The sequence below is a fragment of the Spiribacter onubensis genome (assembly GCF_040838425.1).
Classification (GTDB): domain Bacteria; phylum Pseudomonadota; class Gammaproteobacteria; order Nitrococcales; family Nitrococcaceae; genus Spiribacter; species Spiribacter onubensis.
In genome coordinates this window covers 459,079-479,795 of sequence record NZ_JBAKFI010000001.1, presented here as the reverse complement: position 1 = coordinate 479,795, position 20,717 = coordinate 459,079, and the positions used below count along the sequence as shown (strand labels likewise).

15 protein-coding genes and 6 tRNA genes are annotated in these 20,717 nt (G+C 65.2%); 18 read left to right on the top strand and 3 right to left on the bottom strand.

Annotated features, from left to right (window positions below; all coding sequences use genetic code 11):
* Positions 1-4: 4 nt before the first annotated feature.
* On the bottom strand, positions 5-1,129 hold the full coding sequence (locus V6X63_RS02410; RefSeq protein ID WP_367978009.1) for a DEAD/DEAH box helicase: 1,125 nt from the start codon (positions 1,127-1,129) through the stop codon (positions 5-7).
* Positions 1,130-1,242: 113 nt separating this feature from the next.
* On the opposite strand from V6X63_RS02410, the gene V6X63_RS02405 reads away from it, so the two are divergent.
* The 3 genes from V6X63_RS02405 (at position 1,243) to V6X63_RS02395 (ending at position 1,507) form a co-directional block, all read left to right on the top strand.
* Positions 1,243-1,319 (top strand) — tRNA-Pro (locus tag V6X63_RS02405).
* 26 nt (positions 1,320-1,345) lie between these two features.
* Positions 1,346-1,421, top strand: a tRNA-His gene (locus V6X63_RS02400).
* 10 nt (positions 1,422-1,431) lie between these two features.
* Positions 1,432-1,507, top strand: a tRNA-Lys gene (locus tag V6X63_RS02395).
* Between the two features lie 71 nt (positions 1,508-1,578).
* Here the strand turns inward: V6X63_RS02395 and V6X63_RS02390 are convergent.
* A complete protein-coding gene (locus tag V6X63_RS02390; protein WP_407826366.1) occupies positions 1,579-2,169 on the bottom strand; it encodes a YceI family protein in 591 nt (196 codons plus the stop codon).
* Between the two features lie 149 nt (positions 2,170-2,318).
* On the opposite strand from V6X63_RS02390, the gene V6X63_RS02385 reads away from it, so the two are divergent.
* The 11 genes from V6X63_RS02385 to V6X63_RS02335 all read left to right on the top strand — a co-directional run bounded on the left by V6X63_RS02385 (position 2,319) and on the right by V6X63_RS02335 (position 14,193).
* Positions 2,319-2,870 carry a DUF427 domain-containing protein gene (locus V6X63_RS02385; RefSeq protein ID WP_367978008.1) on the top strand — a complete coding sequence of 184 codons (552 nt, stop codon included), beginning with the start codon at positions 2,319-2,321 and terminating at the stop codon, positions 2,868-2,870.
* Positions 2,871-2,891: 21 nt separating this feature from the next.
* The gene (locus V6X63_RS02380) at positions 2,892-5,588 is read left to right on the top strand and encodes a cation-translocating P-type ATPase (RefSeq protein ID WP_367978007.1); all 2,697 of its coding nucleotides are present in this window, start codon (positions 2,892-2,894) and stop codon (positions 5,586-5,588) included.
* Positions 5,589-5,662: 74 nt separating this feature from the next.
* Positions 5,663-5,750, top strand: a tRNA-Leu gene (locus V6X63_RS02375).
* 19 nt (positions 5,751-5,769) lie between these two features.
* Positions 5,770-7,095, top strand: a complete 1,326-nt coding sequence (gene tig, locus V6X63_RS02370; RefSeq protein ID WP_367978006.1) for a trigger factor — start codon at positions 5,770-5,772, stop codon at positions 7,093-7,095.
* Between the two features lie 20 nt (positions 7,096-7,115).
* Positions 7,116-7,751 (top strand): ATP-dependent Clp endopeptidase proteolytic subunit ClpP, encoded by a 636-nt coding sequence (clpP, locus tag V6X63_RS02365; RefSeq protein WP_367966990.1) that lies wholly within the window; start codon positions 7,116-7,118, stop codon positions 7,749-7,751.
* Between the two features lie 72 nt (positions 7,752-7,823).
* Positions 7,824-9,104, top strand: a complete 1,281-nt coding sequence (gene clpX / locus V6X63_RS02360) for an ATP-dependent Clp protease ATP-binding subunit ClpX (RefSeq protein WP_367966989.1) — start codon at positions 7,824-7,826, stop codon at positions 9,102-9,104.
* 38 nt (positions 9,105-9,142) lie between these two features.
* A complete protein-coding gene (lon, locus tag V6X63_RS02355) occupies positions 9,143-11,560 on the top strand; it encodes an endopeptidase La (protein ID WP_367978005.1) in 2,418 nt (805 codons plus the stop codon).
* 210 nt (positions 11,561-11,770) lie between these two features.
* Positions 11,771-12,043 (top strand): HU family DNA-binding protein, encoded by a 273-nt coding sequence (locus tag V6X63_RS02350; protein WP_367966988.1) that lies wholly within the window; start codon positions 11,771-11,773, stop codon positions 12,041-12,043.
* 13 nt (positions 12,044-12,056) lie between these two features.
* Positions 12,057-12,132: transfer RNA gene (locus V6X63_RS02345), tRNA-Val, on the top strand.
* An 11-nt stretch (positions 12,133-12,143) separates the two neighbouring features.
* Positions 12,144-12,220: transfer RNA gene (locus V6X63_RS02340), tRNA-Asp, on the top strand.
* Between the two features lie 59 nt (positions 12,221-12,279).
* Positions 12,280-14,193, top strand: coding sequence for a SurA N-terminal domain-containing protein (locus tag V6X63_RS02335; protein ID WP_367978004.1), 1,914 nt, complete (start codon positions 12,280-12,282; stop codon positions 14,191-14,193).
* Between the two features lie 61 nt (positions 14,194-14,254).
* Here the strand turns inward: V6X63_RS02335 and V6X63_RS02330 are convergent, their stop codons facing one another.
* On the bottom strand, positions 14,255-15,049 hold the full coding sequence (locus V6X63_RS02330; protein WP_367966986.1) for an enoyl-ACP reductase FabI: 795 nt from the start codon (positions 15,047-15,049) through the stop codon (positions 14,255-14,257).
* 97 nt (positions 15,050-15,146) lie between these two features.
* Here V6X63_RS02330 and V6X63_RS02325 point away from each other — a divergent pair, with 97 nt between their 5' ends.
* The 4 genes from V6X63_RS02325 to V6X63_RS02310 are packed head-to-tail and all read left to right on the top strand — an operon-like array spanning position 15,147 to position 20,716.
* Positions 15,147-16,976, top strand: a complete 1,830-nt coding sequence (locus tag V6X63_RS02325; RefSeq protein ID WP_367966985.1) for an extracellular solute-binding protein — start codon at positions 15,147-15,149, stop codon at positions 16,974-16,976.
* Between the two features lie 27 nt (positions 16,977-17,003).
* Positions 17,004-18,074 carry a microcin C ABC transporter permease YejB gene (locus tag V6X63_RS02320; RefSeq protein ID WP_367978003.1) on the top strand — a complete coding sequence of 357 codons (1,071 nt, stop codon included), beginning with the start codon at positions 17,004-17,006 and terminating at the stop codon, positions 18,072-18,074.
* A gap of 6 nt (positions 18,075-18,080) precedes the next feature.
* Positions 18,081-19,121 (top strand): ABC transporter permease, encoded by a 1,041-nt coding sequence (locus tag V6X63_RS02315; RefSeq protein WP_367966983.1) that lies wholly within the window; start codon positions 18,081-18,083, stop codon positions 19,119-19,121.
* Positions 19,118-20,716, top strand: coding sequence for an ABC transporter ATP-binding protein (locus V6X63_RS02310; RefSeq protein WP_367966982.1), 1,599 nt, complete (start codon positions 19,118-19,120; stop codon positions 20,714-20,716). Before V6X63_RS02315 ends, V6X63_RS02310 begins: the two co-directional genes overlap by 4 nt.
* Position 20,717: the final 1 nt, after the last annotated feature.

Here is a 20,717-nt window from a genome sequence, read left to right as displayed (position 1 = left end):
CGCCTCAGGCGGTGGCGCTGGCCCGCTCGAGCGGCCGCTTGAGCAGTCTCTCGATGCCTTTCAGCAGCTTGGCCTCATCGGGTGCCACCAGCGAGATCGCCTCGCCGCTGTTGCCGGCGCGGCCCGTGCGGCCGATGCGATGGACATAATCCTCGGCGACGTGGGGCAGGTCATAGTTGACCACATGAGGAAGCTGATCGATGTCGAGCCCGCGGGCGGCGATATCGGTGGCCACCAGGACGCGGACCTTGCCCTGCTTGAAGCCCTCCAGCGCCCGGGTGCGTGCCGACTGACTCTTGTTGCCATGAATGGCGGCGGCGGTGAGCCCGTCGCGGTCAAGCTGGCGGCTGAGGTTGTTGGCCCCGTGCTTGGTGCGCGTGAAGACCAGTACCTGCTGCCAGTCGCCCTCGCGGATGAGCCGGCTGAGCAGGGGGCGCTTCTCGGCCTTGTCGAGACGGTAAACGCGTTGATCCACGGTGTCGGCTGCGCTGTTGCGCGGCGCCACGTCTATCTCCACCGGCTGGGTCAGCATCCCCGAGGCAAGGCGACGGATTTCCTTCGAGAACGTCGCCGAGAATAAAAGCGTCTGGCGCTCGGCCGGGAGCTGCTTCATCAAGCGACGGATGTCGTGAATGAAACCCATGTCGAGCATCCGGTCGGCCTCGTCGAGGACGACGCTCTCCACCCGATCCAGGCGGACGTTGTCGCGCTGCAGATGATCCAGCAGCCGCCCCGGGGTGGCGATGAGGATATCCACGCCCTTGCGCAGCCGGTCGATCTGCGGCTGCATGCCGACGCCGCCGAAGATGACCGCGGAGCGCAGCGGCAGGTGGCTCCCATACTGCTTGACGCTGTCGTGGATCTGAGCGGCCAGCTCGCGGGTTGGCGCGATCACCAGCAGGCGCACCGGGCGGCGTTTTCCCTCCGGTCGGCGGCTGGCGAGGCGCTCGAGCAGCGGCAGTGTGAAGGCGGCGGTCTTGCCGGTTCCCGTCTGCGCGGCGGCGAGCAGGTCGCTGCCTGCCAGCACGGCGGGAATGGCCTGTTCCTGAATCGGGGTCGGGTTGGTGTAGCCCGAGGCCCGGACGGCGTCGAGCAGCTCGGCACGAAGGCCGAATTGATCAAAAGTCATGTAAGCGTTACTCCTTGCGCTGGGCGGAGTATACGCGCATTGACCACGAAGGGGGCGCTGAGTATTATTCCGCATCTCTCTGCGGCTCGCCGCGGGAGCGCCTGCGGTCGAGGCGGGGTGTAGCGCAGTCTGGTAGCGCGCCTGCTTTGGGAGCAGGATGTCGGGGGTTCAAATCCCTCCACCCCGACCAGCTTGCTGGCAGGGATCGTGACAATGGTGGGCGTAGCTCAGTTGGTAGAGCTCCGGATTGTGGCTCCGGTGGTCGTGGGTTCAAGTCCCATCGCTCACCCCATCCTCTCGATGGGCCGTTAGCTCAATTGGTAGAGCAGCTGACTCTTAATCAGTAGGTTCGGGGTTCGAGTCCCTGACGGCCCACCATCTCTCCCAATAAAAAAGCCCGAAGCGGTGGCTTCCGCTCCGGGCCGGTTCCGTCGCCTGATCGCCAGGCGTTACTGCTGGATGCCTTCCACCTCGAGCTCGAGGTAGACGGTCTCACTGGCCGGACCGAGGTTGTAGTCGATGCCGTAGTCGGCCAGCGCGAACTCCGTCTCGCCACTGAAGCCCACGCGATAGCCGCCCCAGGGATCCTCTCCCTCACCGATCTTCTCGACGTCGATGCTGATCGGGCGGGTGACGCCGTGCAGGGTGAGCTCACCCTCCAGCGTTGCCGTGCCGTCGCCGTTGGGGATGTAGTCGGTACTCACGAAGCTCGCCTCGGGGTACTGCTGGACATCCAGGAAGTCGGCACTGCGCAGGTGCTTGTCGCGCTCGGCATGGTTGGAGTCGATGCTCGCGGTGTCGATGTTCACGGCGATCTCCGAGTCGCCGGGATTGGCCGCGTCATACTGGAACTCGCCGCTGAAGTCGTTGAACCGCCCCTTCAGCCAGCTATAGCCCAGATGGCTGATGCGGAACTGGATGGAGGCATGGGCGCCGTCGGTATCGATGACATAGTCTGCGGCGACGGCCTGGCCGGTCGCGGCCATACCGGTGAGTGCGATGCCGGCGATCGCCGGGCGGAGTGCGCGGGGGATGTTCATGGGTTGGTCTCCTTTGCGGGTCTGAGCATGCGGGACAGCTTATCGTGCCCGATACCTGACGCGCTGCAATCGGCCAGCTTCCCCATGTACCTGTACTGGCACAGCCGCCATCATGGGGATCCCATGCACGGGAGAAACGGGGAGTCCGCATGAACGAGCCGAAGGACCTGCAGAAACACCGTGATGCCTGGGTCTATCGGGGCGGCCAGCGTCCTGACTTCGCGGTCGAGCCGGGCCCGGGGCAGGAGTCCGTCTGGGACTATCCGCGCCCGCCTGCCTACGCTCATGACGACCGGCCGGTGCGCATCGCCGCCAATGGTGCGGTGATTGCCAGCAGCACGCACAGCATCCGGGCGCTGGAGACCGGCAGCCCACCAGCCTTCTATCTGCCGCCGGAGGCGATGGACATGTCGCGGCTGCGCCCGTCTGACCATCGAACCTTCTGCGAGTGGAAAGGCGAGGCGGAGTATTTCGACGTGGTCACGGCCACCGGGATCGTCGAGGCCGCCATCTGGCGCTATACCCGGCCCCTGCCCGGGGCAGAGGCGATCGCCGGCTGGTTCTCGGCCTATCCCGAGAAGCTCGACTGCCGGGTTGGCGATGAACCGGTTCGTGCGCAGGCCGGTCGATATTATGGAGGCTGGGTGACCCGCGAGCTGGTGGGTCCGTGGAAGGGGGAGCCCGGTACCGGACACTGGTAGGTTACTCGGCGGAGCAGGGATATGGCCGCAGCGTCGCAGAAGCAGGACACGGAATCGGGTGATCAGTCCGCCTGGCACGCCCTGGATGCCGAGGAGGCGCTCAGCCGCCTCGACGCCAGCACCGCCGGGCTTGACGCGCAGGAGGTGCGCCGCCGCCTGGCGGTCTACGGCGAGAATCGCCAGCGTCCACCCCGGCGGCGTGGCGGCCTGGCCCGCTTTGCCAGTCAGTTCCGTAATCTGCTGATCTACCTGTTGCTGGTGGCAGCGCTGGTCACGGCGGCCCTCGGGCACTGGATCGACACGGCGGTGATCGTTGCCGTCGTGCTGATCAACGCGATCATCGGCACCATCCAGGAGGGCAAGGCGGAAAGCGCGCTCGAGGCCATCCGCGGGCTGCTGGCGCCGGAAGCGACCGTGCGCCGCAGCGGACGCCGCGAGAGCATCGACGCCGCGGGCCTCGTTCCGGGGGACATTCTCATCCTCGAGCCCGGCGCCAAGGTGACGGCCGACGTGCGTCTGTTCAGCGCCCGGGGCCTGGCCATCGATGAATCGGCGCTCACCGGCGAGTCGGTGCCGGTGAGCAAGACAACCGATCCGGTGCCGGCGCAGTGTGGTCTGGGTGACCGGCATTCCATGGGGTTTGCCGGCACGCTGGTGACGGCGGGTGAAGGCCTGGGGGTGGTTGTCGCCACCGGTGAGCGGACCCAGCTTGGGCAGGTCACCGAGATGCTGGCCGAGGTCGAGACCCTGACGACGCCCCTGCTGCGCCACCTCGACCGGCTTGGCCGCCAGCTCGCGCTGATTATCGTCTCCACCGGGGCGCTGACGGCGCTGGCGGGCATCCTGCTGCACGGATTTTCGATCGTCGAGATGTTCATGGCGGCGGTCGGGCTCGCCGTGGCGGCGATACCGGAAGGGCTGCCGGCCATCGTCACGATCACCCTGGCACTCGGCGTGCAGCGTCTGGCCTCGCGCAACGCCATCGTCCGACGGCTGCCTGCGGTGGAGACGCTGGGTGCCGTGACGGTGATCTGCTCTGACAAGACCGGCACCCTGACCCGCAACGAGATGACGGTGCAGGAATTATTGCTGGCCGATGGTCTGCATGTGCTGCGCGACAGGGCAGCGCCATCCGATGGGGCGGCGGATGCGCTGGCCCGCGCGGTGGCGCTCTGCAGCGATGCCGCCGTCGAGCCGGCGGGCGGCGAACGGGGGCGGATCAGTGGCGATCCGATGGAGGTCGCGCTGCTTGCGCTCGCCGAATCGGCCGGCGTCGACATCGAGGCTTATCGGTCAGCCCATCCCCGGCTCGACGGGATCCCGTTCGATTCCGGTCATCGCTACATGGCGACGGTCAACGCCGATGATGACGGGCATCGCCTGATCGTCAAGGGTGCGCCGGAGGCGGTCGTGCCGCGCTGTGACCGGGTTTTGACCGGCTCGGGTACGGCGGCGCTGGACGAGGCGGCCTGGCACCGTCAGGCCGAGCACATGGCGGCGCGCGGGCTGCGGTTGCTGGCGGTCGCCGAGCGTCGGCTGGACGCCGGCCCGGCGGATATCCATCACGGTGACGGACCGGAGGGCCTTGTCCTCATCGGGCTGGTGGCGATCATTGACCCGCCCCGGGACGAGGCGATTGCGGCGGTGGCGGCCTGTCAGCGGGCCGGCATCGAGGTCAAGATGATCACCGGCGATCACGCCGTCACCGCCGCGGCCATCGGCCGTCAGCTTGGCCTGGCGACGGACGAGCGCGGCGTCACGGGCGATGACCTCGACGATCTGGACGAGGCGGCATTCCGCAGGACCGCCCGGCAGCGCTCGGTCTTCGCCCGCGTCTCGCCGGCGCACAAGCTGCGCCTGGTCGAGGCCCTGCAGGCCGACGACGAGGTGGTGGCCATGACCGGTGACGGGGTCAATGACGCCCCGGCGCTGAAGCGGGCCGATGTGGGTGTGGCCATGGGGCGGGGCGGGACCGATGCGGCGCGGGAGTCGGCCGAGATCGTGCTCGCCGACGATAATTTCGCGACCATCGAAGCCGCGGTCCACGAGGGGCGCGTCATCTACGACAACATCGTCAAGTCGATCCTCTTCATTCTGCCCACCAACGCCGCCCAGGCCCTGCTGCTGGTGGTCGCCGTCATCGCCGGTCTGATGCTGCCGGTCACGCCGGTGCAGATCCTCTGGGTGAACATGATCACCGCGGTCACCCTGGCACTGGCCCTTGCCTTTGAGCCACCCGAAGACGCCATCATGGCGCGCCCGCCGCGACGGACGAACGCCTCGCTGATTCCGGAGGGGCTGGGCTGGCGGGTCATCATTGTCGCCGTGGCCATGCTGATCGGTACGCTGGGGCTTTTCCTGCGGGAGCTGGCGGCGGGTCGCGATCTGGCGGAGGCGAGAACACTCGCGGTCAATACCCTTGTGCTCTTCGAGGTCTGGTATCTGTTTTCGGCTCGGCGCCTGCGCGAGAGCGCCCTGAACCGCTCCGGTTTTTTCGGCAATCGAACCGTGCTGATCGCCGGCGCGGTCATTCTCCTGGCGCAATTGCTCTTTACCTACGCGCCGCCCATGCAGCTGCTCTTCGATACGCGGCCGCTCGGCCTCGCCGAATGGTTCCTCGCCATCGCCGTGAGTCTGCCCATCATCGCGGTTGCCGAGGGGCACAAGGCGTGGCAGCGTCGGGCTGGTGTCGGTGTGCCGGGCGGTGCGGGCCGTTAGCGGTCATCGATCCCGGGCGCTTGCTTTTGCCCACCGCGGCATGCCGGTATACTGGTGTGCTTGAGTCTTAAAGCGCGAAAGTGGCGGAACTGGTAGACGCGCTGGGTTTAGGTCCCAGTGGGGTTGTCCCCCGTGCGAGTTCGAGTCTCGCCTTTCGCACCAGTTACCTCAGAGGTGGGCAATGCAAGTATCGGTGGAGTCGGGCGAGGGCCTGAAGCGCAAGTTGAAGGTCCAGATCCCGTCCGAGCGGGTGGACGAGCAGGTCGACAGGAAGCTGCGCGAGATGCGCGGCCAGGTCCGTCTGCAGGGGTTCCGGCCCGGCAAGGTGCCCATGAAGGTCGTGCAGAAACGCTATGGACCCCAGGTGCGCGGCGAGGTCCTCGACGAGGTCGTCCGCAGCACCTACGCGGAGGCGCTGGAGCAGGAGTCGCTGCGGCCCGCAGGCACGCCCGACATCCAGCCGCTGACCGTCGAACCCGGCAAGGATCTGGAGTACGAGGCGAGCTTCGAGGTCATCCCCGACGTTGAGGTCCGGGGCGTCGAATCCATCGAACTCACCCGCCCGGCGGTGGATATCGAGGCCGCGGACGTGGATCGCATCCTCGAGCGGCTGCGCAAGCAGCATGCCGAGTACACCGAAGTCGACCGGGCCGCGGCGGACGGCGATCGTGCCACCATTGATTTCCACGGTCAGGTCGACGGTGAGGAATTCTCCGGCAACAGCGGCGAGGATGTGCCGGTGCCACTGGGCGAGGGTCAGATGCCCGGGCCCTTCGAGGAAGAGCTGGTCGGCATGAAGGCCGGTGACGAGAAGACGGTGCGATACACCTTCCCGGAGGGGTTTCCTGACGCCGATATTGCCGGACGGGAGGCCGAGTTCTCGGTGACCATGAAAAAGGTCGAGGCGCCTGAACTCCCCGAGGCGGATGATGCGTTCGCCGAGAAGCTTGGCATCGAGGGCGGCCTTGAGGCGCTGCGCGAGCGCATTACCGAGAGCCTTGAGCGCGAACGGGAACAGGCCGTTCGCACGCGGGTCAAGAACCAGGTGATGGATGCGCTGGTCCAAAGGAACGAGATCGAGCTGCCGCAGACCCTGGTGGACAGCGAGATCGAGCAGCTCCGTCAGCAGACGCGGGAGCGGATGCGTCAGGCCGGAGCCGAGGGCGAGGAGCCGGATCTGCCCGCCGATCAGTTCGAGGAAGAGGCGCGGCGCCGGGTCAAGCTGGGGCTGCTGGTCAACGAGATCGTCCGGGCCAATGAAATCCAGCTCGAGCCGGAGCGGATGCAGGCGGCCCTGCAGCGGGTGGCTTCGGGCTACGAGCAGCCCGAGCAGGTCATGCAGTACTACCTGCAGAATCAGGAGATGATGCAGAGCCTTCAGCTCCAGGTGATGGAAGACCAGGTGGTTGACTGGGTCATGGAACAGGCGCAGGTCACCGAAAAGCCGATGAGTCTCGATGCGCTGACCAGTGGCGTCGAGGACGAGGAAAACACCGAGGCCTCATAGGGCCGGGAGTATCATTGATCATGAGCGAACAGCGCCGCGAAGACACCCCCATGGCAACGGGCCTGGTCCCGATGGTCGTCGAGCAGACGGCGCGGGGCGAGCGTGCCTTCGACATCTACTCGCGCCTGCTCAAGGAGCGGGTGATCTTCATGGTCGGGCCGGTGGAGGACCATCAGGCCAATCTGTTGATCGCCCAGCTCCTTTTCCTGGAGTCCGAGAACCCTGACAAGGATATCCACTTCTACATCAACAGCCCGGGTGGCGTCGTCACCGCCGGGCTGGCGATCTACGACACCATGCAGTTCGTCAAACCCGACGTGAGCACCGTCTGCATCGGTCAGGCGGCCAGCATGGGATCGCTGCTGCTGGCCGGCGGCGCGGCCGGCAAGCGCTTTGCCCTGCCCAACTCGCGGGTCATGATCCATCAGCCGCTGGGCGGCTTTCAGGGGCAGGCCACCGATATCGATATCCATGCCCGGGAGATTCTGAGCATGCGTGAGCGGCTCAACCAGATCCTGGCGCATCACACCGGCCAGGATCTCGAGACCATCGCCCAGGATACCGAGCGCGACAACTTCATGTCGCCGGAGGCGGCCCGGGACTACGGGCTGGTCGACCAGGTCCTGACCGATCGCAGTAACCTGCCGCTCGAGTGAGAGTGGTTGCGTGGTCTTTGAAAAGCGGGCATGGTCGAACGTGTCCATTTCTCGCATGCGCAAGGGTAGCCAATGACTGACAGAGATAACGGCGGTCGCGGCGACGACAACGGCAAGCTGCTCTACTGCTCTTTCTGCGGCAAGAGCCAGCATGAGGTGCGCAAGCTCATTGCGGGGCCCTCGGTGTTCGTCTGCGATGAATGCGTGGAGCTCTGCAACGACATCATCCGCGAGGAGATGGAGGAGAAAAGCGCCGAGGCCGGCGCCAGCCTCCCCAAGCCTCACGAGATCAACGCGGCGCTCGACGAGCATGTCATCGGGCAGGATCATGCCAAGAAGGTCCTGTCGGTGGCGGTCTACAATCACTACAAGCGCATGCAGGCGGCGCAGGGCCGTGATGATGTGGAGCTCAGCAAGAGCAACATCCTGCTGATCGGACCCACGGGGTCCGGGAAGACGCTTCTGGCGGAGACCCTCGCCCGGCTGCTGGACGTCCCGTTCACCATTGCCGACGCCACCACGCTGACCGAGGCGGGGTATGTCGGCGAGGACGTCGAGAACATCATCCAGAAGCTGCTGCAGCGCTGCGACTACGATGTCGAGAAGGCTCAGCAGGGCATCGTCTACATCGACGAGATCGACAAGGTCTCGCGTAAGGCGGAGAACCCGTCGATCACGCGGGATGTCTCGGGTGAGGGCGTGCAGCAGGCGCTGCTCAAGCTCATTGAGGGCACGACGGCTTCGGTGCCGCCGCAGGGGGGGCGCAAGCATCCCCAGCAGGAGTTCCTCCAGGTGGACACCGGCAACATCCTGTTCATCTGCGGTGGTGCGTTCGCCGGGCTGGAGAAGGTCATCCAGCAGCGCTCTGAGAAAGGCGGTATCGGCTTCTATGCCGAAATCAAGGGTGAGTCACAGCGTAAGGCCGTCGGTGAGACCCTGCGGGACGTGGAGCCCGAGGACCTCGTCCGCTACGGGCTCATTCCCGAGTTCGTCGGCCGGCTGCCGGTGGTGGCCACGCTAAACGAACTCGACGAGGAGGCCCTGGTGGAGATCCTCCGCGAGCCGAAGAACGCGCTCGTCAAGCAGTTCCAGCGGCTCTTCGAGATGGAGGGCGTCGAGCTCGAGTTCCGTGATGAGGCGCTGTATGAGGTGGCGCGCAAGGCCATCGCGCGTAACACCGGCGCCCGTGGGCTGCGTACCCTCGTCGAGCATGTGCTGCTCGATACCATGTACGACCTGCCGTCGCTCGAGAACGTCGGCAAGGTCGTGGTGGATGACGCGGTGATCCGGGGCGAGACCTCCCCCTATCTGATCTATGACGGCTCGGAGCAGCCCGCCGCGGCATCGGATTGATCCGCGGCCGGGCATCCCCGGCCTCCAAGAGGACTCCTATGAGTGAGGAAACGACGCCGATCAGCGGGTCGGTGACGCCGGTGCTGCCGCTGCGTGACGTGGTGGTCTACCCGCATATGGTCATTCCGCTGTTCGTCGGCCGGGAGAAGTCCATTCAGGCGCTTGAGGCCGCCATGGCCGAGGACAAGCGCATCTTACTGGTCGCCCAGCACTGCGCCGAGGTGGATGACCCCACGGCAGCGAATCTCTATGGCGTCGGCACGATCGCCAACATCCTGCAGATGCTCAAGCTGCCCGATGGCACCGTCAAGGTATTGGTCGAGGGTGCGGAGCGTGCCCGGGTTGAAGGCCTGGATGACACGGCCGAGTATTTCACCGCCAATGCGGTGGCACTGACCGATGAGGCGGTGGATGGCGATCCGGAAGTCGAGGTGATGACCCGGTCGCTGCTCTCGTTGTTCGATCAGTACGTCAAGCTCAACAAGAAGGTCCCGCCGGAAATCCTCTCCTCGCTGCAGGGCATCGAGGAGCCCGGCCGTCTCGCGGACACCATCGCCGCGCACATGAGCCTCAAGATCGACGAGAAGCAGACGGTGCTCGAGATCGAGCATCCGGCGCGGCGGCTTGAACATCTCATGGGCCTGATCGAGGGCGAGCTCGATATCCTCCAGGTGGAGAAGCGCATCCGTGGCCGCGTCAAGCAGCAGATGGAGAAGTCACAGCGCGAGTACTACCTCAACGAGCAGATGAAGGCGATCCAGAAGGAGCTCGGCGAGCTCGAGGATGCGCCAAACGAGCTCGAGGACCTGGAGCAGAAGATCGAGGCCGCGGGGATGTCCCAGGAGGCCCGGGAGAAGGCCGACCAGGAGCTCGGCAAGCTGCGCATGATGTCCCCGATGTCCGCCGAAGCGACGGTCGTGCGCAACTATCTGGAATGGATGGTGGCGCTGCCCTGGAAGAAGCGCAGCCGGGTCCGTCACGACCTGGAGCGGGCAGAGAAGATCCTCGATACCGATCACTATGGGCTGGAGAAGGTCAAGGAGCGCATCCTTGAGTATCTCGCGGTCCAGCAGCGGGTGCGCAAGCTCAAGGGCCCCATCCTCTGCCTGGTGGGACCGCCCGGGGTGGGCAAGACCTCGCTGGGAGAGTCCATTGCGCGCTCGATCAATCGCAAGTTCGTGCGCATGTCACTGGGCGGCGTCCGGGACGAAGCGGAAATCCGCGGACACCGCCGGACGTACATCGGCTCGCTGCCCGGCAAGATCGTCCAGAAGCTCTCCAAGGTGGGAACGCGCAACCCGTTGTTCCTGCTCGATGAGATCGACAAGATGGCCATGGACTTCCGGGGCGATCCGGCGTCCGCGCTGCTTGAGGTCCTCGATCCCGAACAGAATGCCACCTTCAACGACCATTATCTTGAGGTGGACTTCGACCTCTCGGATGTCATGTTTGTCTGCACCGCCAACACCATGGATATTCCGGGGCCGCTGCTGGACCGCATGGAGGTGATCCGGCTCTCCGGCTACACCGAGGAAGAGAAGGTCAATATCGCGCGCAACTATCTGTTGCCCAAGCAGATCAAGGCGAATGGCCTGAAGGATGGCGAGCTTGAGGTCAGCGATAATGCGCTGCGCGATATCGCCCGTTACTACACGCGCGAGGCCGGTGTGCGGAACCTCGAGCGCGAGGTGGCGAAGATCGCCCGCCGGGTGGTCAAGGAGGTGCTGATCAAGCCCCGCGATAGGGCGGTCCAGGTCAGTACGCAGAACCTTGATAAGTATCTCGGCGTGCGTCGGCACCGATACGGGGTCGCCGAGTCGACCGATCAGGTGGGGCGTGTCACCGGACTGGCTTGGACCGAGGTGGGTGGCGAGCTGCTCACCATCGAGAGCGCTGTCGTCCCCGGCAAGGGGCGGCTGCAGAATACCGGCCAGCTCGGCGATGTCATGAAGGAGTCGATCCATGCCGCCCTGACGGTCGTGCGTAGCCGTGCCCGGGCCCTTGGCATCGACCCGGAATTCCACCAGCACCATGACATTCACATCCATGTGCCCGAGGGTGCGATCCCGAAGGACGGCCCCAGCGCTGGCACGGGCATGTGTACTGCGCTGGTCTCGGCGCTGACCGGGATCCCGGTTTCCGCCAGTGTCGCCATGACCGGCGAGATTACGCTGCGCGGCGAGGTGCTGCCGATCGGCGGGCTCAAGGAGAAGCTGCTGGCGGCGCTGCGTGGCGGCATTCAGACGGTGCTGATTCCGGAGGACAACCGCAAAGACCTTGCGGACATCTCGCGCGATATCAAGGGTAAGCTTGATATCCGCACGGTCCAGTGGATTGACCAGGTGCTGGAGGTGGCGCTCACGTCGTCGCCGGTGCCGCTTCCGGAAGCCGAGGAGGCGGTCAGCGAGGCCGCGTCCAAAGGCGAATCCGGCACCGAGTCGGTCCGCCCGCATTGACGAGTGCGTTGGGCATGGTTTCCAGGTCTTTTGTTTGACAGTGGTCCATAGGCATTGCTATACCCATGCTGCGGATCGTTACAGGAGGCCCGGGCAACTGGCCGGGCACGGGCACACGATCATTGTCGGGGAGCCCTCCAGGCGATAGCATGCGGAAGATTCGTCTTCGTTGACGATGATCGAGAGAAAAACTTTCAAGGGGATCGATTAATGAACAAGTCTGAACTGATTGACGCCGTTGCCGAATCGGCCGGCCTGTCGAAGGCTGACGCCACCAAGGCCGTCGACGCCTTCGCGTCGACCGTGACCGACGCGCTGAAGCAGGGTGACCAGGTGACGCTGGTAGGATTTGGCACCTTCACGGTCCGCGAGCGTGCTGCGCGCACCGGGCGCAACCCGCGGACGGGGGCATCGATCAACATCCCGGCCTCGAAGGTTCCGGGTTTCAAGGCTGGCAAAGCCCTGAAGGATTCGGTAAACTAAGCGCCGCTTTCCCGGGTGGTTAGCTCAGTTGGGAGAGCGTCGCCCTTACAAGGCGAATGTCGGGGGTTCGAACCCCTCACCACCCACCAAAAATGACAACGGAGCGGTAGTTCAGCTGGTTAGAATGCCGGCCTGTCACGCCGGAGGTCGCGGGTTCAAATCCCGTCCGCTCCGCCAAACAATCCCATCATCAGGAAGGCGCCCGTTGGCGCCTTTTTGATTTACGGTGCTCGAACATGCTGCTAGCCATCAGAGACCGGACCCGAGGCTGGATCGCCTATCTGATCGTCGCCCTGCTGGTCATTCCCTTCGCCCTGTTCGGGCTCTACAACTACGTCGGTGGCGGTGGGCCACAGATCGTGGCCACCGTGAACGGCGAGGAGATCACCCGCGCCCAGCTCGATCAGGCCTATCAACAGCGCCAGGCGGAACTGCGCCGGATGCTGGGGGAGCGTTTCGATCCGTCCCTTTTCGACACCGGTCAGCTCCGGCGCCAGACATTACAGCAGCTGATCGATCGCCAGGTGCTGGTGGACTACGCGCAGACCAACGGGCTGCGGGCCAGTGACACGGATGTCGCCCGCTCAGTGCGCAGCCAGTCCATCTTCCAGGTTGACGGCCGCTTTTCCATCGACCGCTACCGCACGATCCTGGAACAGAACGGGCTGACGCCGGAGGCCTACGAAGCGCAGCTACGCCGTGACCTCTCCATCACGCTGCTGCAGCGGGCAGTGGAGACAAGCGCCTTTACCACCGACCGCGCGCTCGACCGCCTGCTGGAACTCCAGGGACAGCGCCGTGAGCTGGCCTGGGCCACCGTGCCTGCGGCTGACTACCGGGACGACGTTGAGGTCACCGAGGCCGCTCTGCAGACCTGGTATGACGAGCATGCCGACCGGTTCCGGGTCCCGGAGCAGGTGCAGTTGCGTTATCTGCGGCTGTCGCCGGAGCCGATCGCCGAAGACATCACCGTCTCGGCAGCGGATGTCGAGGCCCGGTACGAAGAGCGCAGCGCCAGCACGCGCAACGCATCCGCCAGAGAGGTTCGCCATATCCTGGCGAGCGTCCCGCCGGAGGCCGATGATGCTGAGGTACAGAGCGCCCTCGAGGAGATCGAGGCGGCGCGTGAGCGCATTCGGGAAGGCGAGGCATTCGCGGCGGTGGCCGAGTCGGTATCCGACGACCCCGGCTCGGCGGCTCAGGGTGGGTCGCTCGGGACCATCGAAAGGGGTGATGTCGATGCGGCCTTTGCGGATGCCGCCTGGGGGCTGACACCGGGCGAACTGAGTGAGCCCGTGCGCACGCCCTTCGGCTGGCACCTGATCGAGGTGACCGATGCGCCGGCGCCGGAAATGCCGCCGCTCGATCAGATGCGTGATCAGATCCGCGAGGAAATCGCCCTGGAGCGCGCCGAGCGCCGGGTCTTCGAGCTGGCTAACGAGGTCGATACGCTGGCCTTCGAGAATCCTGCGAACCTTGAGCCGGCGGCGGAAGCGGCGGGCATCGAGGTTGAGGAGACCGGTTGGGTCTCGGCTTCCGGGACTGAGGAGGGAATCGCCAGCGAAGCGGCGGTCCTGCAGACGGCCTTCAGTGAGGACATGCTCGAGAGCCGGGAGAACAGCGGACTCCTCGAGCTCTCCGACGGCGGATATGCGGTCATCCGGGTGATGGATTATCGACCGGCGCGGACCGAGCCGTTCGAGACCGTGCGGGACGACGTCGAGGCGGCGTATGTACGCGAGCAGGCGCGGGCTTCCGCCCGCGCAGCGGCCCAGTCCATCGCGGATGCGGTGCAGTCGGGTGAGTCGCTGGAGGCGGCGGCGGCGGGTGTTCCTGCCGCCGCGCTCAATCCGGCCCAGTGGAGTGAACGCAATGCGCGCGCCCTGCCGGCGGGTGTACGGGAGACCGGCTTCCGACTGCCATCCGGCGATGATCAGGGGCCACGTGTGGGTGTGGCGACGCTTCCCGAGGGCTTTGCCGCGGTTGTGGTGCAGTCGGTAGAGCCGGGTGACCCGGCGTCCGTTGATGCCGAACGGCGGGCCGAGTTGCGCCGGACGCTGAATGATCTTGATGGTCAGGCGAGTGTGAGTGCCATTGTGGAGGCGCTCAGGGACCAGGCTGAGATCCGCATCCGCGAAGATAATATCTAGCCATCGACATGCCGGGCGGGGTCGCCGACCCGCCCGGCGTCATCCATGGGCCCGGGCCGGATCAGCTCTCGAGCATGCTGTTGGACAGCGCCACGGCGTGGAAACCGCCATCCACGTGGACCACTTCACCGGTAATACCCGAGGCGAGCTCCGAGCACAGGAAGGCACTGGTGTTGCCCACTTCCTCGATGCCGACATTGCGCCGGATGGGCGCGGCGGCGGCGTTGTAGTCGAGCATCTTGCGGAAATCGCCGATGCCCGAGGCGGCCAGGGTACGGATCGGTCCCGCCGACACCGCATTGACACGGATACCCTCCGGTCCCAGATCGTTCGCCATGTAGCGGACGGCGGCTTCCAGGCTGGCCTTGGCCGGGCCCATGACGTTGTAGTTGGGAAGGGCGCGTTCACCGCCAAGATAGGTCAGCGTCAGCAGGCTGCCGTTGCGTCCCTGCATGAGCGGTCGCGCCCCGCGGGCCAGGGCGACGAAGCTGTAGGCGCTGATATCGTGCGCCATGGCATAGCCGCCGCGGGTGGTGTTCTCCACGAACGACCCTTCGAGCTCCTCGCGGGGGGCGAAGCCGACCGCGTGGACCACGATATCGAGATGCCCCCATACGGCCTCCAGCTCCGAGAAGACCGCGTCTATCTGGTCATCATCCGTGACGTCCAGCGGCAGTACCGGTCCGCCCCCGCAGGCCTCGGCGCATTGCTCGACGCGCTTCTTGAGTTTTTCGTTCTGGTAGGTGAGCGCGATCTCGGCGCCCTCGCGATGCATGGCCTCGGCAATACCCCAGGCAATGGAGCGATTACTGGCCACACCGACGATGAGTGCCTTGCGATTGGAAAGAAAACCCATGGGAACCCCTTTGCCCCTGAAACAATCCGAAGTACGTTACTGAAAAGCATTGTAACGGCCAAGCGGCCGAAGATGATGAAAAGCAGGGGATGAGCGCATGAGGAAATTCGAAAGGGCCCGGTGGACGGCGGCCTCGGTCATGCTGATGTTCTTCTCGGGTGTGCCTGGACTCTCGTTCGCGGCGCCGGAGCATGCCATGGCGCTGCATGGCGAGCCGAAATACGGGCCGGATTTCCAGCACTTTGACTACGTCAATCCGCAGGCGCCGAAGGGTGGCGAGCTCAAGATGGCCAATGTGGCCGCCTCCACCTTCGACAGCCTCCATCCCTTCATCCTGCGCGGTACCGCCGCCGAGGGGATTGGGCTGATCTATGACACGCTCACCGAACGTTCCCTCGATGAGGCATTTACGGAATACGGCCTGATTGCGGAGTCGATGGAGGTCGCCGACGACAACGGCAGCGTGCGCTTCAACCTGCGTGAGGAGGCACGGTTCCACGACGGCGAGCCGGTGACCGCCGAGGATGTCGCCTGGACCTTCCGGGCGCTCCGCGAGGACGGCCACCCCCAGTATCGGGCCTACTACCAGGACGTCGACCGGGTGGAGGTGGTCGATGACCACACGGTGGTCTTCCATTTCGCCAATCCGGGGAACGCCGAACTGCCGATGATTCTCGGTCAGCTCCCGGTGCTGCCCGAGCACTACTGGGCCGATCGGGATTTCAGCGCGACCACCCTCGAGCCGCCGCTCGGCAGCGGTCCGTACCGGGTGGCCGAAGTGGATCAGGGCCGGCGAGTGGTCTACGAGCGGGTCGATGATTACTGGGCGGAGGATCTGCCGGTCAAGGCCGGTCGTCACAATATCGATCGCATCAGCTACGACTACTACCGCGACGGGACGGTCGCGCTGCAGGCGCTCAAGGCTGGCGAATACGATCTGCGCCAGGAGAACGTCTCCCGCAACTGGGCGACCGCCTATGACATACCGGCCGTTGAAGCGGGGCTCCTGCAGCTCGAGGAGATTCCGCACGATCGACCCGCCGGCATGCAGGGGTTCTTCTTTAATACCCGCCGCGAGATCTTCGCCGATCCCAGGGTGCGCGAGGCACTCGCCTATGCCTTCGATTTCGAGTGGACCAACGAAAACCTGTTCTACGGGGCCTACGAGCGCACCCGCAGTTTCTTCGAGAACTCGGAACTGGCGGCAACCGGGCTGCCCTCAGAGGCGGAGCTTGAGGTGCTCGAACCCTACCGCGGGCAGCTGCCAGAGCGCGTGTTCACCGAGGCCTATGAGCCGCCGAGCACGGAGACCGGGAGCCTGCGGCGCAATCTGCGCAGGGCGCTGACGCTCCTGAATGAGGCTGGCTGGCAGGTCGAGGACGGCGTGCTTACGAACACCGAGACCGGCCGCCCCATGGCCTTCGAGATCCTCCTCGTCTCACCGTCGTTCGAGCGTGTCGTCCTGCCCTTCAAGCGCAATCTCGAGCGCCTGGGCATTGAAGTGACCGTGCGGACGGTGGATCCGACCCAGTATCAGAACCGGATGGACGAGTTCGACTTCGACATGACGGTGCATGTCGCCCCGCAGTCCCTCTCGCCCGGCAATGAGCAGCGCGACTTCTGGAGCTGTGAGGCGGCCGACGTCAGTGGTAGCCGTAATGTCGCTGGTCTGTGCGATCCGGTGGTCGACGAGCTGATTCAGAAGATCATCGATGCGCCGAACCGCGAGGCGCTCGTGACCCGGGCGAGGGCGCTGGACCGGGTCCTGCAGTGGAAGTTCATCGCCATCCCCAACTGGTACATCGACCGCTTCCGCGTGGCCTACTGGGATCGCTTCGGCCGACCGCCGGAGAATCCGCCCTACGGTCTGGCACTGGATACCTGGTGGGTGGATCCTGAGCGGTCGGCCCGCGTAGACGACCGCTAGTCCGCCGCTTCACGGGAGCGCACCGCGTTGTACGCTTACATCGCCCGCCGGCTGCTGTTGATGATTCCGACGCTGATCGGCGTGCTGCTGATCAATTTCGTGATCGTTCAGTTCGCGCCGGGCGGCCCGGTGGAGCAGATCATGGCCCAGGTGCAGGGCACGGCCGACCTCTCGACCAGCCGTTTTTCGGGCGTCGCTGGAGACGAGGTCTCCGGCGACAGCCGGGGGGGGCGCGGTCTGGATCCAGCCTATATCGCCGAGCTGGAGGCGCAGTTCGGATTCGACCGGCCGGCCCACGAGCGCTTCCTGAAGATGCTGGGCGACTATGCGCGGTTTGATTTCGGCGAGAGCTTCTATCGGGACCAGACCGTGCTCGAGCTGATCGCCGATAAGCTGCCCGTGTCCATATCGCTCGGTGTCTGGACGCTTTTATTCACCTACCTGATTTCCATCCCGCTGGGCATTCGCAAGGCGGTACGCGACGGCTCGGCGTTTGATATCTGGACCAGTGCCGTGGTGATTGTCGGCTATGCGATTCCCGGTTTCCTGTTCGCCATTCTGCTCATCGTGGTCTTTGCCGGGGGGAGCTACCTGGACTGGTTCCCCCTGCGCGGAATCGTCTCTGATGACTGGGAAACGCTCTCCTGGCCGGCCCTGATTCTCGACTACCTCTGGCATATGGTCCTTCCGGTACTGGCGATGGTGATCGGCGGGTTCGCCGGCCTGACCATGCTCACCAAGAACTCATTCCTCGAGGAGATCAACAAGCAGTACGTCATCACCGCCCGCGCCAAGGGGGTGAGCGAGCGCCGCGTGCTCTACGGACATGTCTTCCGCAACGCCATGCTGATCGTCATCGCGGGCTTTCCAGCGGCCTTCGTGGGCGTGCTTTTCACCGGTGCACTGCTGATCGAGGTCATTTTCTCCCTCGATGGCCTGGGCCTGCTCGGCTTTCAATCCGTGGTCAATCGCGACTATCCGGTGGTATTCGGCAGCCTGTTCATCTTCACGCTGGTGGGTCTTCTGCTCAATCTGCTCGGCGATCTGATGTATGTACTCGTGGATCCGCGGATCGACTTCGAGCGGCGGGAGGGCTGAGTCGGCATGGCACGGCTCAATCCCATCAATCAGCGGCGCTGGGCGCAGTTTCGGGCCAACCGTCGTGGCTGGTGGTCGCTATGGCTGTTCCTTGTGCTGTTCGGTCTGTCGCTGGGTGCGGAGTTCATCGCCAACGACCGGCCACTGATCGTGCATTATGACGGCGGCTGGTACTTTCCGGTGCTGGTCAGTTATCCGGAAACCACCTTTGGCGGTGATTTCCCCACCGAGGCGGAGTACCGCGACCCGTTTGTCGCCGATCTGATCAAAGCGGATGGCTGGATGATCTGGCCGCCGATCCGCTACCACTACGACACGATCAACTACGCGAGTGAGTCCGCGGCGCCGGCGCCCCCGTCGGCGGAGAACTGGCTCGGCACCGATGATCAGGCCCGGGATGTGCTGGCCCGCCTGATCTACGGCTTCCGCATTTCGGTACTGTTCGGGCTGGCGCTGACCGTGGCCAGTTCGGTGATCGGTGTGGCCGTGGGCGCGCTGCAGGGCTATTTCGGCGGGCGGATCGATCTGTTCGGCCAGCGTTTCATCGAGATCTGGGCCGGCCTGCCGGTGCTCTATCTGCTGATCATCATGGCGGGGTTCGTGCAGCCCAACTTCTGGTGGCTGCTGGGGATCATGCTGCTTTTCAGTTGGACGCAGCTGGTCGGCGTGGTCAGGGCGGAGTTCCTGCGGGTGCGGAATTTCGACTACGTCAAGGCGGCGAGGGCACTGGGTGTATCGGATGGCGTGATCATTGTCCGTCACGCCCTTCCCAATGCCATGGTGGCCACGGTCACTTTCATGCCGTTCATCCTCACCGGCTCAATCACCACGCTCACCTCGCTGGATTTCCTGGGCTTCGGTCTGCCACCGGGCTCGCCCTCGCTGGGCGAGTTGCTGGCCCAGGGCAAGGCCAATCTGCAGGCGCCCTGGCTGGGGCTGACCGCCTTTTTCACCCTGGCGATCATGCTCTCCCTGCTGGTGTTCATCGGCGAGGCGGCGCGCGATGCATTCGACCCCCGCAAGACACTGGGGGGTCAGGGCGGATGACCACCCCACTGCTGCGGATCGAGGACCTGGCCATTGCCTTCGGCGCGGGCAACCGGGAGACGCCAACGGTACAGGGCGTCAATCTCTCGCTGGATGCCGGCGAGACGCTGGCGCTGGTGGGCGAGAGCGGATCGGGCAAGTCGATCACGGCACTCTCCATCCCCCAGCTCCTGCCCTATCCGCTGGCAAGTCATCCGGCCGGCAGCGTCCAGCTCGACGGCGAGGAGCTGATCGGCGCGACGACGGCGCGTCTCAGGGCGCTGCGTGGCGGGACACTGGGCATGGTCTTCCAGGAGCCGATGACCTCGCTCAACCCGCTGCATACGCTGGAAAAACAGATCGGCGAAACGCTGCGTATCCACCAGGGCATGACGCCAGTCGCCGCCCGTGACCGGATTGTCGAGTTGCTGGAGCTGGTCCGTCTGCCGGAGGCCTCGGCGCGGCTGGGGGCGTTTCCTCATCAACTCTCCGGGGGGCAGCGCCAACGGGTCATGATCGCCATGGCCATCGCCAACAACCCCCGGCTGCTGATTGCCGATGAGCCGACGACCGCGCTGGATGTGACCATCCAGGCGGAAATCCTCACATTGCTGGGCGACCTCAAGCGCCGGCTCGGTATGGCCATGCTATTCATCAGTCATGACCTGAACGTGGTGAGACGCATTGCCGACCGCGTAGCGGTCATGCAGCAGGGCAAGGTGGTCGAGCAGGGCGAGGTGGAGGCGGTGTTCAGCCGCCCGCGGCATGGCTACACCCGTATGCTGCTCTCCGCCGAGCCCACCGGGCGACCGGCGGCGGTGCCGGACGCTGATCCGGTGCTCTCGGTCCGCGATCTGCGGGTGTGGTTCCCCCGCCGGGCGGGTCTGCTCCGGCGGGTGAACAGCCATCTGAAAGCCGTGGATGGGGTGAATCTGACCGTGCGCCCGGGCGAGACCCTGGGCGTGGTCGGTGAGAGCGGCTCCGGCAAGACCACCCTTGGCATGGCGTTGCTGCGCCTGCAGTCCGCGCGCGGGGAGATCCTGTTCCAGGGCCGTGATATCAGCGCCCTCGACAAGCGGAGTCTCCGCCCGCTGCGGCGCGAACTGCAGGTGGTCTTCCAGGACCCCTTCGGAAGCCTGAGCCCGCGGATGTCCGTCGAGCAGATCGTCGGCGAGGGGCTGGGCGTCCATGGCATCGGCAGGGATGCCACGGAACGGGGTCAGCGCGCCCGCGGAGCACTCGAGGAGGTGGGGCTGGACCCGGCGGTCGCCGAGCGCTTCCCGCACGAACTCTCCGGTGGTCAGAGACAGCGCGTCGCGGTGGCACGGGCGATTGTCCTCAAGCCCCGCCTGATCGTGCTGGACGAACCCACCTCGGCACTCGATCGATCGGTACAGAGTCAGCTCGTGGAACTGCTCCGGACGCTCCAGAGCCGTCATGGGCTTGCCTACATCTTCATCAGTCACGACCTGAAGGTGGTCCGGGCGATGAGCCATCGGATGATCGTTATGCAGGCCGGGCGCGTGATGGAATCCGGTTCGGCGGAACAGGTGTTCACCGATCCGCGCGACCCCTACACGCAGCGACTGCTGGCGGCGGCGCTGGAGACGAGCTGAG

Coding starts and splice junctions, on each gene's coding strand:
- V6X63_RS02335 (WP_367978004.1), top strand. CDS start 12,280: ATGCTGCTAGCCATCAGAGACCGGACCCGAGGCTGGATCGCCTATCTG.
- tig (WP_367978006.1), top strand. CDS start 5,770: ATGCAAGTATCGGTGGAGTCGGGCGAGGGCCTGAAGCGCAAGTTGAAG.
- V6X63_RS02385 (WP_367978008.1), top strand. CDS start 2,319: ATGAACGAGCCGAAGGACCTGCAGAAACACCGTGATGCCTGGGTCTAT.
- lon (WP_367978005.1), top strand. CDS start 9,143: ATGAGTGAGGAAACGACGCCGATCAGCGGGTCGGTGACGCCGGTGCTG.
- V6X63_RS02330 (WP_367966986.1), bottom strand. CDS start 15,049: ATGGGTTTTCTTTCCAATCGCAAGGCACTCATCGTCGGTGTGGCCAGT.
- V6X63_RS02410 (WP_367978009.1), bottom strand. CDS start 1,129: ATGACTTTTGATCAATTCGGCCTTCGTGCCGAGCTGCTCGACGCCGTC.
- V6X63_RS02390 (WP_407826366.1), bottom strand. CDS start 2,169: ATGAACATCCCCCGCGCACTCCGCCCGGCGATCGCCGGCATCGCACTC.
- V6X63_RS02380 (WP_367978007.1), top strand. CDS start 2,892: ATGGCCGCAGCGTCGCAGAAGCAGGACACGGAATCGGGTGATCAGTCC.
- clpX (WP_367966989.1), top strand. CDS start 7,824: ATGACTGACAGAGATAACGGCGGTCGCGGCGACGACAACGGCAAGCTG.
- V6X63_RS02325 (WP_367966985.1), top strand. CDS start 15,147: ATGAGGAAATTCGAAAGGGCCCGGTGGACGGCGGCCTCGGTCATGCTG.
- V6X63_RS02310 (WP_367966982.1), top strand. CDS start 19,118: ATGACCACCCCACTGCTGCGGATCGAGGACCTGGCCATTGCCTTCGGC.
- V6X63_RS02350 (WP_367966988.1), top strand. CDS start 11,771: ATGAACAAGTCTGAACTGATTGACGCCGTTGCCGAATCGGCCGGCCTG.
- clpP (WP_367966990.1), top strand. CDS start 7,116: ATGAGCGAACAGCGCCGCGAAGACACCCCCATGGCAACGGGCCTGGTC.
- V6X63_RS02315 (WP_367966983.1), top strand. CDS start 18,081: ATGGCACGGCTCAATCCCATCAATCAGCGGCGCTGGGCGCAGTTTCGG.